A 15,827-nucleotide genomic window follows, 5' to 3' on the forward strand; every position below is an offset into this window, starting at 1 on the left:
CGGCGTCCGTCCTACCGTGAGCGGACACTGTTCACCGTGTAGTCGCGGAGGGTGATGTTCTCGGCGGTCTTCCGGGCGATCTTGGCGGCCATGTTCTTTCCCGGCAGGTAGGGCATGACCTTGTAGTAGCGGTTGAGGACCGAGGCCAGGAAGCGGCTGCCGGGGACCATGAGCTTGGCCACGCCGTCGCCCATCTTCTGGCAGCCCTCCGCGTACGCGCGCATCTCCCGCTCGTAGGCCGCGAACGCGACACGGTGGTCGCCGTGCGCGGCGGCCAGTTCGCCCGCCAGGACGTACGCGCCGACCAGGGCGAGGCCGGACCCCATGCCGGACAGGGAGGACGGGCAGTAGGCGGCGTCGCCGACCAGGGCCACCCGCCCTCGCGTCCAGGCGTCCATGCGGACCTGGCCGACCGAGTCGAAGTAGAAGTCCGGCGCCAAGCGCATGTCCCGCAGCAGCCGATCGCTCTGCCAGCCGTTGCCGGCGAACTGCTCGGCGAGGACGGCCTGCTGCCGGGCCACGTCACGGCGATCCAGGTCGAGGATCGGCGAGCCGAAGTAGAAGACGGCCTTGGCCTCGGTGTTGTGGCGCGCGCTGTACATCGCCACCAGCCTGTTGGCGGTGCGGTAGGCGTGTCCGATGTGGTCGAGGCCGAGGTGGTTGGCGGTGGTGAAGATCGCGCAGTAGAGGCCCAGGTGCCTGACGTAGTCCTCCTCAGGTCCGAAGGCCAGGCGGCGGGTGGTCGAATGCAGGCCGTCGGCGCCCAGACCCAGGTCGAACCGGGCGCGGCGTGCCGCGCTCGAAGGTGACGGTCACCCCGTCGGCGTCCTCGGTGAGCGAGGTGATGGAGTCGCCGAAGACATACTCGGTGTGCTCCTTGGTGGCGTCGTAGAGGATGCGGGCCAGGTCGCCGCGGAGGATCTCGACGTCTCCGGCGAACAGGTCGGCGGGCAGCTTGGCCAGCGGCTTTCCGGCGCTGTTGACATACCACATGGAGCCCATGCCGGTGCGGGCGCGTTCGATGTCGTCCAGGATGCCCATCCGGCGCAGGATCGACAGGTGCGCCTCACCCCGGAAGTCGACGGCGTAGCCGCCGTCGCGCAGGGCGGGAGCGCGCTCCACGATGGTCGGGGTGAAGCCGTGGCGGTGGAGCCAGTAGGCGAGGACGGGGCCGGCGACGGAGGCGCCGGAGATCAGCACGCTGCGGTTGGTCGTTGCGTTGTTCGTTGCGTTGTTCATGGCAGAGAGCCTGCCGGGGAGGGCTCACCGGAGCCTCACCGCCCGCTCACCGCCTCTGCCAGGGCATCGGAAAGGGCACCCGGAAGCCCCAGCAGGCGCAGCGCGTCCGGGGTCGAGCCGCCTGCCGCCGCGGCCTCGGCGGCCTCCCGGTAGCGTGTCCGGGCAGTGGCCTGGTCACCGCGCGCTTCGGCGACCCGGCCCAGCCCGGCGAGCGTGCGCACCCGGTTGCCGAGGCTTCTGATCCAGTGCGGATCCAGCCGTTGCGCGGCCTCGGCGTACAGCCGTTCCGCCTCGTCCAGGTCGCCCTCCCCCAGGGCGATGTCGCCGAGCCCGCGCAGAGCCGCCCCCAGGCAGGTGGTGCTGCCGGCGCGGCGGGCCAGATCGGCGGCTTTCGCATAGTCGGCACGGGCCGCCTCCGCGTCGCCGGCGGCGGCGAGGTAGTCGGCCCGGTTGACCAGCAGGTCGGCGGCGTCCTCCTGAGCGCCGAGCCGGCCGGTCAGGGTGAGGGCCTCATCGGTCAGCGCGATCGCCCGCGCGTGGTCGCCGCGCCCGCCCGCGAGCCCGGCGAGCATGTCCAGGGCCAGTGCGGTGCCCCATCGGTCGCCCAGGACGCGGAACTCCTCGGCGGCCGTGCCGAAGTCCCGCGCCGCCGCTTCGACGCCCCTCACACCCAGGGTGCCGAAGCCCGACACGTATCGGGCGACGGCGCGCGCCCACGGCTCGGGACAGTCGTGCTGGGCCGTCAGGAGCGTGAACGCGGCCTCTGGGTCGCTTTCGCCGGCGTTCCGCAGCATCCACAGCAGCAGGGCCGCAGGGTGACGGCCCGCCCGGTCGCCGGGCCAGGCGGCGGCCAGCGCCCTCCCCGCAGTCGCCCGATGGCGTCGCCACGTCTCGCGGTCGGACGAGGCGAGCAGCACGGTTGTCGCGTACTCCTCGCCGAGGCCGGGAGGGGGCTGGTCGCCGATCGCGTCGAGCAGCCTGATCGCGTACGGCGCGGCCGCGGCCGACGCGCCCCGGATCCACAGGTAAGTCGAGGCCGAGGCGAGCAGTTCCAGGGCCGTCGCGGCATCCTGAGCCTCGACCGCCCAGCGCACGGCGGCCAGCAGGTTCTCGTGCTCGGCGACGACGATCGGCAGCCATTCCAGTTGCCCGGCTCGCCGCAGATGCGGATCGGCGGTGCGCACCAGTTCCAGGACGTGCCGGGCGTGGGCGCGCCGTGTGGAGTCGTTCTCGCCCGCTTCGTCGAGCCGCTCGGCGCCGTAGGCGCGGATCGTCTCCAGCATCCGGTAACGGCCGTGGGAGACCTCCAGGAGCGACTTGTCGACCAGCGATTCCAACGTTTCGGCGTCCGTGCCGCACACCCGCCGCGCCGACTCCGCCGTCGCGCTCCCGGCGAAGACGGTGAACCGCCGTGCGGCTCGTCGCTCGGGTTCGGTGAGCAGGTCCCAGCTCCACGCGACCACCGAGCGCAGCGTCCGGTGCCGGCCGTCGGCCGGGCGGCTGCCGCGGGCCGCGACCCCGAGCCGGTCGTTCAGCCGTCCCTCGAGTTCGCCGAGGTCCAGCGCGCGCAGCCGCGCCGCCGCGAGTTCGATGGCCAGCGGCAGGTCGTCCAGGGCCGCGCAGATTCGCCGTACGCGCCGAGGGTCGGCGGCGAAGCCGCGCCACACCGCGCGGGCGCGGTCGGTGAACAGCCGCACCGCCGCGTCGCCGTCGAGCGGGCGCACCTGGTGGAGGTGTTCGCCGATGACACCCAGCGGTTCGCGGCTGGTGGCCAGGACCCGCAGCCGCGGGCAGGCCGCCAGCAGCCGCGCCGCCAGCGCGGCCGTTTCCTCGATCAGGTGCTCGCAGTTGTCCAGCACGAGCAGGAGCACCCGGTGGGACAGCGCCGCGATCAGGCGGTCGACCGGCGTCTGCGGGCCGTCCCCCACCTGCAGCCCGCGCTCGCGCAGGCCGAGCGCGCCGAGCAGCGCCGGTGCCAGCCCTGCCCCGTCGCCCAGCGCGGCCAGCTCCACGAAGCACACCTCGTCGACCGCCGCCCCTGCCGACTCGACCGCCACCTCGACCGACAGCCGGGTCTTTCCGACGCCCCCGGGACCGAGCAACGTGACCAGCCGGGCCACCCGAAGCAGGCCGGCGACCTCGGCCACCTCCTCGTCGCGGCCGACGAAGGAGGTCAGCTGGGCGGGCGGCGCGGACGGCGACGGCGAAGAATCGGCGCTCAGCAACTCCCGGTGCAGCGCGACCAGCTCGGCCGAAGGATCGGCGCCCAGTTCCTCCGCCAGGTGCCGCCTGGTCTCCTCGAACACGACCAGCGCCTCGGCCTGCCCGCCCTCCGCGGACAACGCGCGCATCAGCAACCCGGCCGGCCGTTCCCTGAGCGGATGGCGGCCGACCAGCTCGCGCAGCTCCGGAACCACGCTGCGGTGCTCGCCGAGCCGCAGTTCGCCCTCGATCCGGTCTTCCATCGCCGCCAGCCGCAGTTCCTCCAGCCGCGTCGCGGCGGCCCTGGCCGTCTCGCTCTCGGCGAGCTCGGCCAGCGCGGGCCCGCGCCACAGGTCCAGCGCCTCGCGCAGCAGCGTGACCGCTCGTTCCGTCTCACCGTCGCGCAACGCCGTACGGCCCTGCCCGGCCAGCCACTCGAACCGGCAGGCGTCCACGTCGTCGTCCGCGACCACGATCCGGTATCCCGGTCCGCTCCGCTCGATCGCGGCCGCCGGCCCCAGCGCGGCGCGCAGCCGGGACACCTGCGACTGCAGCGCGTGCGCCGACAGCACGCCGTCAGGATCGATCTCCTCGGTCAACCGGTCGGACGGCACGACCTGACCGGGGCGGATCAGCAGCAGCGCCAGCAGCGCACGCCGCGCCGGTCCGCCCAGCGGAACCTCGGTCCCGTCTTCGCGCCACGCCCGGGTCTCGCCGAGGATTCCGAACCGCATACCCGCGATTATCCCGCGATGTCCCCCGGTGGCCCGCCGACGATGAGAACGGCGATCACGCGGGCACGATGGGCCCCCGCGGCCTCCTGCGATCCGGTAAGGAGGTCGTATGACCGTCATAGGGTTGCGGCCGGCGACACAGACCGACAGCGAGTTCTGCTTCCGGCTGCACAAGGCAGCCCTGGGCGAGTACGTCGCGGCGATCTGGGGCTGGGACGAGCAGGACCAGCGGGGTCATCATGCGCGCGTGTTCGACCCCGGCAACACGCGGATCGTCACCGTCGACGGCGTCGACGCCGGCATGCTCAGCGTCGACTACCGGCCCACCGAGATCTACCTCGGCCGCATCGAGATCGACCCCGCCTATCAGGGGCGCGGGATCGGCACCCACCTCATCACCGGGCTGCTGGACGAGGCCCGCCGGCGGGGTCGGGACCTGCTCCTGGACGTTCTGACGGTCAACCACCGCGCTCACGCCCTCTACCGGCGACTCGGCCTGGAGGACGTGGCGCGTCACGGCGACGGCGACATCAAGATCAGGATGCGCTACACCCCGCCGCCTCGGTGATCGGAAACGCGGCGCGACTACTGCAGGTCGAGAAGGCGCTCCAGGCCCACGGTGAGGCCGTCGAGCCCCTGCACACGGCGTACGCCCAGCAGGACGCCCGGCGTGAACGACGCCCGGTTCATCGTGTCGTGCCGGATCGTGAGGGTCTCCCCCTCGCCGCCCAGGATGACCTCCTGGTGGGCGATCAGCCCGGCGAGCCGTACGGCATGCACGTGGACGCCGTCGACGTCCGCGCCCCTGGCGCCGTCGAGCGCGGTCGTGGTCGCGTCGGGAGAGGGGCCGAGCCCCGCCTCGCGCCGCGCCCGCGCCACCAGTTCCGCCGTACGGCGGGCGGTGCCGGAGGGGGCGTCGGCCTTGTGCGGGTGGTGCAGTTCGACGATCTCGACCGACTCGAAGTGCTTGGCCGCCTTGGCGGCGAAGTGCATCATCAGCACGGCCGCGATGCCGAAGTTGGGGGCGATGAGCGAGTTCGTGCCGGGATTGGCGGCCAGCCAGCCCCGCAGGGTCTCCAGCCGTCCGGCGTCGAAACCGGTCGTGCCCACGACGGTGTGGATGCCGCGGGAGACACACCATTCGAGGTTGCCCATGACGACGTCGGGGTGGGTGAAGTCCACCACCACCTCGGCGCCGGTCAGCGCGTCGAGCGGGTCGCCCTTGTCGACCTCCGCCACGAGCTCCAGGTCATCGGCCGCCGCGACGGCCTTGCACACTTCCACACCCACGCGCCCGCGGGCGCCCAGAACACCGACCTTAATCACGCGCCCAAGGCTATACGCGCCCGCGCCAGTGGAACGACGAGGCCGCGCCGACCCGGAAGGGCATCGGCGCGGCCTCCAACGGCACGGTCAGGCGATGGCGGAGCCGAAGTCCTTGTCGGAGTAGGGCCCGATCACCGCGAGCGTCAGCGGCCGGTTGAGGATGTCCTCGGCGACCGCGGCGATCTCCTCGGGGGTGACCGCCTCGATGCGCCCGAGCACCTCGTCGACCGTCATGAGCCGCTCGTACACGAGCTCGCTCTTGCCGATCCTGGACATGCGCGACCCGGTGTCCTCCAGGCCGAGCACCAGCCCGCCGCGCATCTGGCCCTTGCCGCGGGCGATCTCCTCGGGGGTGATGCCCTCGGCCACGACCCTGGCGACCTCGTCGCGGCAGATCTTCAGCACGTCGTCCACCTTCGAGGGCAGGCAGCCCACGTAGATGCCGAACTGGCCGGTGTCGGCGTACTGTGAGGTGTAGCTGTAGGCGCTGTAGGCCAGGCCGCGCTTCTCCCGGATCTCCTGGAACAGGCGCGACGACATACCGCCGCCGAGCGCGGCGTTCAGGACGCCGAGGGCGAAGCGCCGGTCGTCGTTGCGGTGGAAGGCGGTCATGCCGAGGACCAGGTTGGCCTGCTCGGTGGGCCGGTCGAGCACCCGGACGCCGGTCCGGACGTCCACACCGGGGCCGCCGATGCGCGGGGGCGCGGGCGCGGCGGAGCCGCCCAGCGCGCCCGCCCGCTCGTACGCCGCCGCGACCAGCGCGACCACCCGCTCGTGGTCCACGTTGCCCGCGACCGACACGACCGTGCGGGGCGGCACGTAGAACCGCTGGTAGTACTCGCGGATGCGGTCACGGGTGAGCGCGTTGATCGACTCCTCGTTGCCGAGGATCGGGCGGCCGATCGGCGTGTCGCCGTACAGCTCGGCGGAGAACTGCTCGTGCACCACGTCGGAGGGATCGTCGTCGTGCATGGCGATCTCCTCAAGGATCACGCCGCGCTCCGACTCCACGTCCTCCTCGGTGATCAGCGAGGAGGTCACCACGTCGGCGAGCACGTCGATCGCCAGCGGCAGGTCCTCGTCGAGCACCCGGGCGTAGTAGCAGGTGTACTCCTTGGCGGTGAACGCGTTGATCTCACCGCCGATGCCCTCGATCGACGCCGAGATCTCCATGGCGTCGCGCGTGGGCGTGCCCTTGAAGAGCAGGTGCTCCAGGAAGTGCGTGGCCCCCATGTGCTCGGGGGCCTCGTCCCGCGACCCGATGCCCACCCACAGGCCGACCGCCACACTGCGTACGGTCGGCATCGTCTCGGTCACGACCCGCAGGCCGCCGGGAAGGACGGTGCGGCGGATGACCCCCGCGCCGTCCTTGCCCGGGAACAGCGTCTCGGTCGTCACGAGTTGCGCTCGTCCCGGCCGCCACGGGTGCGGCTGCGGCTGCGGCGCGGAGTCCGCGGCTGCTCCTCCTCCTCCGCCGGCGCGGCGGCGGCCTCCGCCGGAGCGGGCGCGGCCTCGCCGTTCTCGGCCGCGGCGGCCTTCTCGGCGGCCTCCTTCTCGACCACCTCGACCGGGACCAGCGAGAGCTTGCCACGCGAGTCGATCTCGGCGATCTCCACCTGGATCTTCTCGCCGACGTTCATGACGTCCTCGACGTTCTCGATCCGGCGGCCGCCGTGCAGCTTGCGGATCTGCGAGACGTGCAGCAGGCCGTCCTTGCCCGGCAGCAGCGAGACGAACGCGCCGAAGGCGGCGATCTTGACGACCGTGCCCAGGTAACGCTCGCCGACCTCCGGCATGTGCGGGTTCGCGATGCCGTTGATCAGCGTACGCGCGGCCTCGGCGGACGGGCCGTCGGTGGCGCCGATGTAGATCGTGCCGTCGTCCTCGATGGTGATCTCGGCGCCCGTGTCGTCCTGGATCTGGTTGATCATCTTGCCCTTGGGGCCGATGACCTCGCCGATCTTGTCGACCGGGACCTTGATCGTGATGATGCGCGGCGCGGTCGGGTTCATCTCCGCCGGGCTGTCGATGGCCTCCTGCATCACGTCGAGGATCGCCAGCCTGGCGCCCCTCGCCTGCTTCAGCGCGGCGGCGAGCACGTGGGCCGGGATGCCGTCCAGCTTGGTGTCGAGCTGGAGCGCGGTGATCAGGTCCTTGGTGCCGGCGACCTTGAAGTCCATGTCGCCCATGGCGTCCTCGGCGCCGAGGATGTCGGTCAGCGTGACGTAGGTGTCGCCCTCGCCGATGAGGCCCATCGCGATGCCGGCGACCATCTCCTTGAGCGGGACGCCCGCGTCGAGCAGGGCCATCGTGGAGGCGCAGACCGACCCCATGGAGGTCGAGCCGTTCGACCCGATCGCCTCCGACACCTGGCGGATGGCGTACGGGAACTCCTCGCGCGACGGCAGCACGGGGATCAGCGCCCGCTCGGCCAGCGCGCCGTGGCCGATCTCGCGGCGCTTCGGCGAGCCGACGCGGCCCGTCTCGCCCGTGGAGTACGGCGGGAAGTTGTAGTTGTGCATGTAGCGCTTGGTCCGCTCGGGATTGAGCGTGTCGATCATCTGCTCCATGCGCAGCATGTTCAGCGTCGTGACGCCGAGGATCTGCGTCTCACCCCGCTCGAACAGGGCCGACCCGTGCACCCGCGGCACCACGTGGACCTCGGCGTTGAGCTGCCGGATGTCCTTCGGGCCACGGCCGTCGATGCGGACGCCCTCGTTGATGACGCGCTCGCGCATCAGCTTCTTGGTGAGCGACCGGAACGCGGCGCCGATCTCCTTCTCGCGGCCCTCGAAGTCGGGCAGCAGCTTCTCCGCCGCCAGCATCTTGACGCGCTCGATCTCCAGCTCGCGCTCCTGCTTGCCCGCGATCGTCAGCGCCGAGGCGAGCTCGCTCTTGACGGCGGCGGTCACGGCCTCCAGGGCGTCGTCCTGATAGTCGAGGAAGATCGGATACTCGGCGGTCGGCTTGGCGGCGACCTCGGCCAGCTTCGACTGGGCCTCGCAGAGCACCTTGATGAACGGCTTGGCGGCCTCCAGGCCCTGGGCCACGGCCTCCTCGGTCGGGGCGACCGCGCCCTCGGCGACCAGCTTGAGCGTGTCGCGGGTCGACTCGGCCTCGACCATCATGATCGCGACGTCGCCGTCGGCCAGGACGCGCCCGGCGACGACCATGTCGAACGTGGCGCGCTCCAGCTCGGTGTGGGTCGGGAACGCCACCCACTGGCCGTCGATCAGCGCGACGCGCACGCCGCCGATCGGCCCGGAGAACGGCAGCCCCGCGAGCTGCGTGGACATGCTCGCGGCGTTGATCGCGATCACGTCGTACAGGTGCTCGGGGTGCAGGGCCATGACCGTCGCGACGATCTGGATCTCGTTGCGCAGGCCCTTCACGAACGACGGGCGCAGCGGCCGGTCGATGAGGCGGCAGGTGAGGATCGCGTCCTCGGACGGCCTGCCCTCCCGGCGGAAGAACGAGCCGGGGATGCGGCCGGCCGCGTACATCCGCTCCTCGACGTCGACCGTCAGCGGGAAGAAGTCCAAGTTCTCCTTGGGATGCTTGGACGCGGTGGTCGCGGACAGGATCATCGTCTCGTTGTCCAGGTACGCGACGGCGCTGCCCGCCGCCTGCCGGGCCAGCCGCCCGGTCTCGAACCTGATCGTGCGCGTGCCGAAGGGACCGTTGTCGATAACGGCCTCTGTGCTGTGGACACCCTCCACGGGGGACCTCCTCTTCGGGTCGGTCTCCCCACGTCCTCGGTCGCCGGGCTCCCCGTTCAGGTGCAGTGCCGGTCTTCGATCGAAGCGCCCGGTCCGTCCACACGGCTGTCGCCGTGCCGACCGGGGGCCACTACCGAGGACCGGCCCTCTCACGCCGCGGGATCGCGCTGCGGCTTGCTTGCGGACGCGGGGCACTGTGTCTCGGCTATTCAGTTGTCTCGGTGTTCGGTTGTTTCGCTCAGGCCATTGTGGCCGGTTATGGAAAAGGAGCGGCGAAGAATCGCCGCTCCTTCCTCACCTTATCGGCGAAGGCCCAGCCGCTCAATGAGGGAGCGGTAGCGGGTGATGTCCTTGGCCTGCAGGTACTTCAGCAGCCGGCGCCGCGGCCCACGAGCAGGAGCAGACCACGGCGGCTGTGGTGGTCGTGCTTGTGGGTCTTCAGGTGCTCGGTGAGGTCGCTGATCCGCTTGCTCAGAAGCGCGATCTGGACCTCCGGCGACCCGGTGTCACCCTCGCTGGTGCCGTACTCGCCGATGATGGCCTTGGTGGTAGCGGCGTCAAGCGACACTGCTTCTCCATTCTGGTGAAATGGCACGCGCAACGGTTCCGAGCCCGCGAACGACCGTGCGTGCCTACAGTCGCCGTGACAGGACAGCCGGGGTGGCTCACGCCACCTGAGCATGGCTGACATACAACCCTACCAGCTCGTCGGACACACCCTGTCACGACGCGCCACGCAGAAGGTTCGGAAGCGGCAGGTTCAGGAGGTGAACTCGCGGGCCCTGGCCACGTCGTCGTGCATCTGCTCGATCAGCGCCTCGATCGAGTCGAACCTGAGCGTGTCGCGCAGCCGCTCGCCGAAGTCCACGGCCACGTGCGCGCCGTACAGGTCCAGGTCGTCGCGGTCCAGCGCGTACGCCTCGACCGTGCGCTCCACCCCGTCGAACGTGGGGTTGGTCCCGATCGAGATCGCGGCCGGCCACCGCTCCCCCTCGTACGGCGAGGGGCTCTGGGTGCACTGCAGCCATCCCGCGTAGACGCCCTCGGCGGGGATGGCGGTGTGCTGCGGCGACTCGACGTTGGCGGTGGGGAAGCCGAGCGCCCGGCCGCGCTGGTGGCCGCGGACCACCACGCCCTCCACCCGGTGGGGGCGGCCCAGCAGGACGGCCGCGCCCGCGACGTCACCCACGGCCAGCCGCTCCCGGATCACCGTGGAGGAGATGGCGTCGCCGTCGCTGACCAGGGGCACGCCCTCGGCCTGGAAGTCGTACTTCTCCCCCAGCGTCCGCAGGGTCTCCAGGTCGCCCGACGCCTTGTGGCCGAAGCGGAAGTTCTCCCCCACCACGACCCCAGCCGCGTGCAGCCGGTCGACCAGAGCCGTCTGGACGAACTCGTCCGGCGACATCCGGGAGAACTCCAGCGTGAACGGCAGCACGCACACCGCGTCCACGCCCAGCGCGGAGAGCAACTCGGCCCGGCGGTCGGTGGTGGTCAGCCGCGGCGGGTGGCTGCCCGGCCGTACGACCTCGTCGGGGTGCGGGTCGAAGGTGACCGCCACGGCGGGCAGCCCCAGATCGCGGGCCATCTCCACCGCCCGGGCCACCATCCGCTGGTGACCGAGATGCACGCCGTCGAACACGCCGATCGTGACGACGGACCTGCCCCAGTCCTGCGGGACCTCGTCCAGCCCGTGCCAGCTCTGCACCTCGACCTCGCTTCTGTGTCCGATTGCCGTGCCTTCGGGTAAGGCGGCTGAGTCGCCTCGCCTGGGAAGCGCGCAGTAGACAAGACTGCCATGCCCCGCGGGGTGCCGGGGAACCAGCCCCGGCGTCAGGAGGCGAAGACCACCAGCGGCCTGGCCGTCCCGCCGCGCTCCTCGGCGAGCGCGAGCAGCGCGCCGTCCGGCCCGAAGACGCCGATCGGGCCCGGCCCGAGGCCCGCCGCGCGCAGCCTCCCGCCGTGCGCGACCAGCCGCGCCTCGTCCTCGCCCACGTCCCTGCGGGGGAAGGCCGCCGCCACCGCGTCGGCCATGGGCATGATCACGCACTCCCGGGCGAGGTCCTCGATCGTGCGCGCCGCCTCGATGCCGTACGGCCCGACCCGGGTGCGGCGCAGCCGGGTGAGGTGGCCGCCGACACCGAGCGACGCGCCGAGATCGCGGGCCAGCGCCCGGATGTAGGTGCCGCTGGAGCAGGTGATCACGGCGTCCAGGTCCACCGTCTCCGGGGTCCGCCGAATCTCCCCCACCTCGAACGCGTGGATCGTGACCGGCCGGGCGGCCAGCGCCACCTCCTCGCCCGCGCGGGCCCGCTTGTAGGCCCGCTGCCCGTCGACCTTGATGGCGCTCACCTGCGGCGGCACCTGCATGATCTCGCCGGTGAGCGCGGCGACGCCCTTGCGCACCTGCTCGTCGGCCACGTGCCCGGCGGGGGTGGCGGCGACCACCTCGCCCTCGGCGTCGTCGGTGTTCGTCGTCACGCCGAGGCGGATCGTCGCCTCGTAGACCTTCTCGGTCAGCGCGAGGTGCCCGAGGAGGCGGGTCGCCTTCTCCACCCCGATCACCAGCACCCCGGTGGCCATCGGGTCGAGCGTGCCCGCGTGGCCGACCTTGCGGGTGCCCGCGATGCCGCGCATCTTGCCGACGACGTCGTGCGACGTCCAGTCGGCCGGCTTGTCCACGATGATCAGACCGCTCGGCGGCGGAGTCCTTCTGGCTCTGGCCGTGCTCATGGCCGGCTCCCTTCCGGGGCGAGGAGGGGGCGCAGGGCGGCCATCGTGTCCGCCGCGGACAGCGCCGAGGAGAACCCGGCGGCACGCGGGTGGCCGCCGCGCCGAGCGCGGCGCAGGCGCGCGCCATGTCCACCGCGCCCTTCGACCGGGTCGAGACGTTCCAGCCGCCCTCGTCGTCCTCCTTGAGCACGACCGCGACCTCCGCCTCGTCGACCCGGCGCACGACGTCGATCACGCCTTCCACCTCGTCGTACGGCAGGCCCTCCGCGGCGCGGTCGGCCCGGGTCACGTAGGTCCACACCAGCCCCAGGCCGCCCGCGGCGTCCGGCTCCAGGGTGGCCCGCCCGAGCGCCGTGCCGAGCACCCGCAGGTACGCGAACGGCGAGCGGTCCCACAGTTCCCTGGCGATCTCCTCGGGGCGCAGCCCCGTGGCCAGCAACCGGCCGGCCATGGCGTGCGCGGCCGGAGTGGTGATGGAGTGCCTGAAGGAGCCGGTGTCGGTCACCAGACCCGCGTACAGGCAGGTGGCGACCTCCCGGTCGATCGTGAGGCCGAGCCGGTTCATGAGCTCCTCGACGACCATCGTGGTCGAGGCCGCCGCGGGATCCACGAGGTGGACCGTACCGAAGCCGGTGTTCGACACGTGGTGGTCGATCACGACGAGTTCGCCGGCCTTGCCCGCGTGGGGCGCGAGCAGGCCCAACCGCTCCATCGTGGAGGCGTCGAAGGTGATCATCAGCTCGGGCTCGGCAGGGTAGGCCGAAGGCTCCACCAGCAGGTGCTGCCCGGGCAGGAACCGCAGCAGCCGGGGCACGGCGAAGACCCGGTCGCCGAAGGACGCGACCACCTTCTTGCCCGTACGCGCGAGCGCCAGCCCGAGGCCCAGCATCGAGCCGAGGGCGTCCGCGTCCGGGGACACGTGACAGGCGAGGGCCAGCGTGCCGGCGGCGCGGATCAGTTCGGTCGCGCGCCGCCAGTCCGCCTCGCTTATGGCGCTTTCGTTCGTGGTCACCGGGCGGGGTGCCCCGCCCGGCCGGTGGGCTCGTCCTCGCCCGCCTCCTCGGCCGCCTCGGCGTCGAGGTCCTCCTCGAAGCGGTAGGGGTCGGCGTCCCCGGCGAACTGCGCGCCCTCCGCCTGGCGGGCGATCTCCGCGTCCTTCGCCTTCGCCAGCGCGAACAGGTCGTCCATGTGGCGGGCGTTGTCCGGGAGCGGGTCGTGCACGAACGTGAGGCCGGGGGTGTGCCGCAGGCCGGTCTGCCGTCCGACCTCGGACCGGATGATGCCCTTCGCGCTCTCCAGGGCGGCGGCCGTGTCGGCCCGCTCCGCCTCGGAGCCGAAAACCGTGTAGTAGACGGTCGCGTCGCTCAGGTCCGCGGTGACCCTCGCGTCGGTCACCGTCACGAACCCCAGCCGCGGATCCTTGATCCGCCGCTCCAGCATCTCCGCGACCACCTGCTGGATGCGATCGGCCAGCTTCCTGGCACGCGCTGCGTCCATGCTCACGCTCCCTCGTATCTGTACGGCTGACGCGCGGGCCCCGGCCGTCTATTCCTCGTGGTCGTTGAAGAGCCGCCGCCGCGCGGACAGCAACTCGATCTCGGGGTGGTAGGCGACCAGGCGTTCGCAGGCGTCCAGCACCTCATCGCAGTTGGCCGCGGACGCCGACACCACGGCGACGCCGATCTCGGCGCGCCGGTGCAGGTCGTGGTGGCCCGCCTCGGCGACGGCGACGGCGGGGTACTTGCGCTGGATCTCGGCGATGATCGGCCGGACCACCGACCGCTTCTGCTTCAGCGAACGGACGTCGCCGAGCAGGATGTCAAGAGTAAGAGCACCGATGAACATGGGTGTGTCACCACGTCACGGACGACCGGCCGCCGCCCCCGCGCGTGGCGGGGGCGGCGGGACGGCGCGTCAGACGCGCGGCTTCTCCTGCATCTCGAACGTCTCGATGACGTCCTCGACCTTGATGTCGCTGTAGCCGATACCGATACCGCACTCGAAGCCCTCGCGGACCTCGGTCGCGTCGTCCTTGAAGCGACGCAGCGACGAGACGGTGAGGTTGTCGGCCACCACGACGCCGTCGCGGATGAGCCGGGCCTTGCTGTTGCGGGTGATGACGCCCGAGCGGACGATCGAACCGGCGACGTTGCCGATCCGCGGGACCTTGAAGACCTCGCGGATCTCGGCGGTGCCGGTCCTGACCTCCTCGAACTCCGGCTTGAGCATGCCCTTGAGGGCCGCCTCGATCTCCTCGATCGCCTGGTAGATGACCGAGTAGTACCGGATGTCCACGCCCTCGCGCTCGGCCAGGTCGCGCGCCCGCACCTCGGGCCGCACGTTGAAGCCGATGATGACGGCGTTGTCGTCGCCCATCGCCAGGTTGACGTCGTGCTCGGTGATGGCGCCGACCGCGCGGTGGAGCACCCGCAGGCGCACCTCCTCGCCGACGTCGATCTTGAGCAGCGCGTCCTCCAGTGCCTCGACGGAACCGGAGACGTCACCCTTGATGATGAGCTTGAGCTCGTCGACCTGGCCCTTCTCGAGGTCCTTGAACAGCTCCTCGAGGGTGCGCCGGCGGCCGGACTTGGCCATGTCGGCGATCCGCTGCCTGGCCGCCCGCTGCTGGGCGATCTGACGGGCCATGCGGTCGTCGGTGACGACGATGAAGTTGTCACCGGCGCGCGGGACGGCCGTCAGACCGAGGACCAGGACCGGACGCGACGGGTCGGCCTCCTCGACCGTCTCGCCGTTGTCGTCCAGCATCGCGCGGACGCGGCCGAACGCCTCGCCACAGACGATCGAGTCGCCCACCCGCAGCGTGCCGCGCTGCACGAGCACGGTCGCCACCGGGCCGCGGCCCTTGTCGAGGTGCGCCTCGATCGCGAGGCCCTGGGCGTCCATCTCCGGGTTGGCCCGCAGGTCGAGCTCGGCGTCCGCGGTCAGCAGGATGGCCTCGAGCAGGTTCTCGATGCCGATGCCCTGCTTGGCGGAGATGTCCACGAACAGCGTGGAGCCACCGAACTCCTCGGCCACCAGGCCGTACTCGGTGAGCTGGGCCCGCACCTTGGTCGGGTCCGCGCCCTCCTTGTCGATCTTGTTGACCGCCACCACGACCGGGACGTTCGCCGCCTGGGCGTGGTTCAGCGCCTCGATGGTCTGCGGCTTCACACCGTCGTCGGCCGCGACCACCAGCACCGCGATGTCGGTGGCCTGCGCGCCACGGGCACGCATGGCGGTGAACGCCTCGTGACCCGGGGTGTCGATGAAGGTGATCTTCCGCGGCTCGCCCTCGTGCGTGGTCGCCACCTGGTAGGCGCCGATGTGCTGGGTGATGCCGCCGGCCTCGCGGGCCACCACGTTGGTGTGGCGGATCGCGTCGAGCAGCTTCGTCTTACCGTGGTCGACGTGGCCCATGACAGTCACGACCGGCGGGCGCGGCGCGAGGTCGGCCTCGTCGCCCTCGTCCTCACCGAACTCGATCTTGAAGGACTCGAGGAGCTCGCGGTCCTCCTCCTCCGGGCTGACGACCTGGACGTCGTAGTCCAGCTCGGCGCCGAGAAGCTGCAGCGTCTCCTCGTTGACCGACTGGGTCGCCGTCACCATCTCGCCGAGGTGCAGCATGATCTGCACGAGCGAGGCGGGGTTGGCGCCGATCCGGTCGCGAAGTCCGACAGGGACGCGCCACGCGGGAGGCGGATGGTCTGGCCGCCGCCACGCGGAACCTGCACGCCGCCGATCGCCGGGGCCTGCATGTTGTCGAACTCCTGGCGCCTCTGGCGCTTGGACTTGCGGCCACGGGTCGGACGGCCGCCCGGACGCCCGAACGCGCCCGCCGTGCCGCCACCGCGGCCACGGCCGCCGCCGCCACCCGGAC

General features: G+C 71.7%; 12 protein-coding genes and 3 pseudogenes. 2 read left to right on the forward strand and 13 right to left on the reverse strand.

Annotation, left to right across the window (positions count from 1 at the left end; translation table 11 throughout):
* Positions 1 to 11: 11 nt before the first annotated feature.
* The 3 genes from B1L11_RS51235 to B1L11_RS19200 are packed head-to-tail and all read right to left on the reverse strand — an operon-like array spanning position 12 to position 4,175.
* The gene (locus B1L11_RS51235; protein ID WP_306291679.1) at positions 12 to 773 is read right to left on the reverse strand and encodes an FAD-dependent monooxygenase; all 762 of its coding nucleotides are present in this window, start codon (positions 771 to 773) and stop codon (positions 12 to 14) included.
* Positions 715 to 1,239, reverse strand: a complete 525-nt coding sequence (locus tag B1L11_RS51240; RefSeq protein WP_256862693.1) for an FAD-dependent monooxygenase — start codon at positions 1,237 to 1,239, stop codon at positions 715 to 717. The genes B1L11_RS51235 and B1L11_RS51240 overlap by 59 nt, the downstream gene beginning before the upstream one ends.
* A gap of 35 nt (positions 1,240 to 1,274) precedes the next feature.
* On the reverse strand, positions 1,275 to 4,175 hold the full coding sequence (locus B1L11_RS19200) for a BTAD domain-containing putative transcriptional regulator (protein WP_079315757.1): 2,901 nt from the start codon (positions 4,173 to 4,175) through the stop codon (positions 1,275 to 1,277).
* A gap of 109 nt (positions 4,176 to 4,284) precedes the next feature.
* Between B1L11_RS19200 and B1L11_RS19205 the strand changes: the two genes are divergently transcribed.
* On the forward strand, positions 4,285 to 4,743 hold the full coding sequence (locus B1L11_RS19205) for an N-acetyltransferase (RefSeq protein WP_079315758.1): 459 nt from the start codon (positions 4,285 to 4,287) through the stop codon (positions 4,741 to 4,743).
* Between the two features lie 17 nt (positions 4,744 to 4,760).
* On the opposite strand, the gene dapB is transcribed toward B1L11_RS19205, so the two are convergent.
* From dapB to truB, 6 genes and pseudogenes are all read right to left on the reverse strand, one after another.
* Positions 4,761 to 5,501 (reverse strand): 4-hydroxy-tetrahydrodipicolinate reductase, encoded by a 741-nt coding sequence (gene dapB, locus B1L11_RS19210; RefSeq protein ID WP_079315759.1) that lies wholly within the window; start codon positions 5,499 to 5,501, stop codon positions 4,761 to 4,763.
* Between the two features lie 87 nt (positions 5,502 to 5,588).
* Entirely contained in the window at positions 5,589 to 6,899 is a 1,311-nt protein-coding gene (locus B1L11_RS19215; protein ID WP_079315760.1) for a pitrilysin family protein, read from the reverse strand.
* The gene (locus B1L11_RS19220; RefSeq protein WP_079315761.1) at positions 6,896 to 9,220 is read right to left on the reverse strand and encodes a polyribonucleotide nucleotidyltransferase; all 2,325 of its coding nucleotides are present in this window, start codon (positions 9,218 to 9,220) and stop codon (positions 6,896 to 6,898) included. Before B1L11_RS19220 ends, B1L11_RS19215 begins: the two co-directional genes overlap by 4 nt.
* A 299-nt stretch (positions 9,221 to 9,519) precedes the next feature.
* Positions 9,520 to 9,788, reverse strand: a pseudogene (gene rpsO / locus B1L11_RS19225) (30S ribosomal protein S15).
* Positions 9,789 to 9,980: 192 nt separating this feature from the next.
* Positions 9,981 to 10,925, reverse strand: coding sequence for a bifunctional riboflavin kinase/FAD synthetase (locus B1L11_RS19230; protein ID WP_079315762.1), 945 nt, complete (start codon positions 10,923 to 10,925; stop codon positions 9,981 to 9,983).
* A 125-nt stretch (positions 10,926 to 11,050) separates the two neighbouring features.
* Positions 11,051 to 11,950 (reverse strand): tRNA pseudouridine(55) synthase TruB, encoded by a 900-nt coding sequence (gene truB / locus B1L11_RS19235; protein ID WP_079315763.1) that lies wholly within the window; start codon positions 11,948 to 11,950, stop codon positions 11,051 to 11,053.
* Between the two features lie 125 nt (positions 11,951 to 12,075).
* Between truB and B1L11_RS51245 the strand changes: the two genes are divergently transcribed.
* Complete coding sequence (locus B1L11_RS51245) at positions 12,076 to 12,243, forward strand: hypothetical protein (RefSeq protein WP_256862694.1); 168 nt, start codon at positions 12,076 to 12,078, stop codon at positions 12,241 to 12,243.
* Between the two features lie 275 nt (positions 12,244 to 12,518).
* Here the strand turns inward: B1L11_RS51245 and B1L11_RS51250 are convergent.
* From B1L11_RS51250 to infB, 4 genes and pseudogenes are all read right to left on the reverse strand, one after another.
* Positions 12,519 to 12,839: pseudogene (locus tag B1L11_RS51250) on the reverse strand (bifunctional oligoribonuclease/PAP phosphatase NrnA); the annotation flags it as partial.
* A 119-nt stretch (positions 12,840 to 12,958) separates the two neighbouring features.
* The gene (gene rbfA, locus B1L11_RS19245) at positions 12,959 to 13,447 is read right to left on the reverse strand and encodes a 30S ribosome-binding factor RbfA (protein WP_079315764.1); all 489 of its coding nucleotides are present in this window, start codon (positions 13,445 to 13,447) and stop codon (positions 12,959 to 12,961) included.
* Positions 13,448 to 13,495: 48 nt separating this feature from the next.
* Positions 13,496 to 13,795: a DUF503 domain-containing protein gene (locus B1L11_RS19250; protein ID WP_079315765.1), complete on the reverse strand. Its 300-nt coding sequence runs from the start codon at positions 13,793 to 13,795 to the stop codon at positions 13,496 to 13,498.
* A gap of 69 nt (positions 13,796 to 13,864) precedes the next feature.
* A pseudogene (gene infB, locus B1L11_RS19255) lies at positions 13,865 to 15,827 on the reverse strand (translation initiation factor IF-2); the annotation flags it as partial.

Origin of the sequence: Microbispora sp. GKU 823, assembly GCF_002027145.1 — a bacterium.
Taxonomy (GTDB): domain Bacteria; phylum Actinomycetota; class Actinomycetes; order Streptosporangiales; family Streptosporangiaceae; genus Microbispora; species Microbispora siamensis.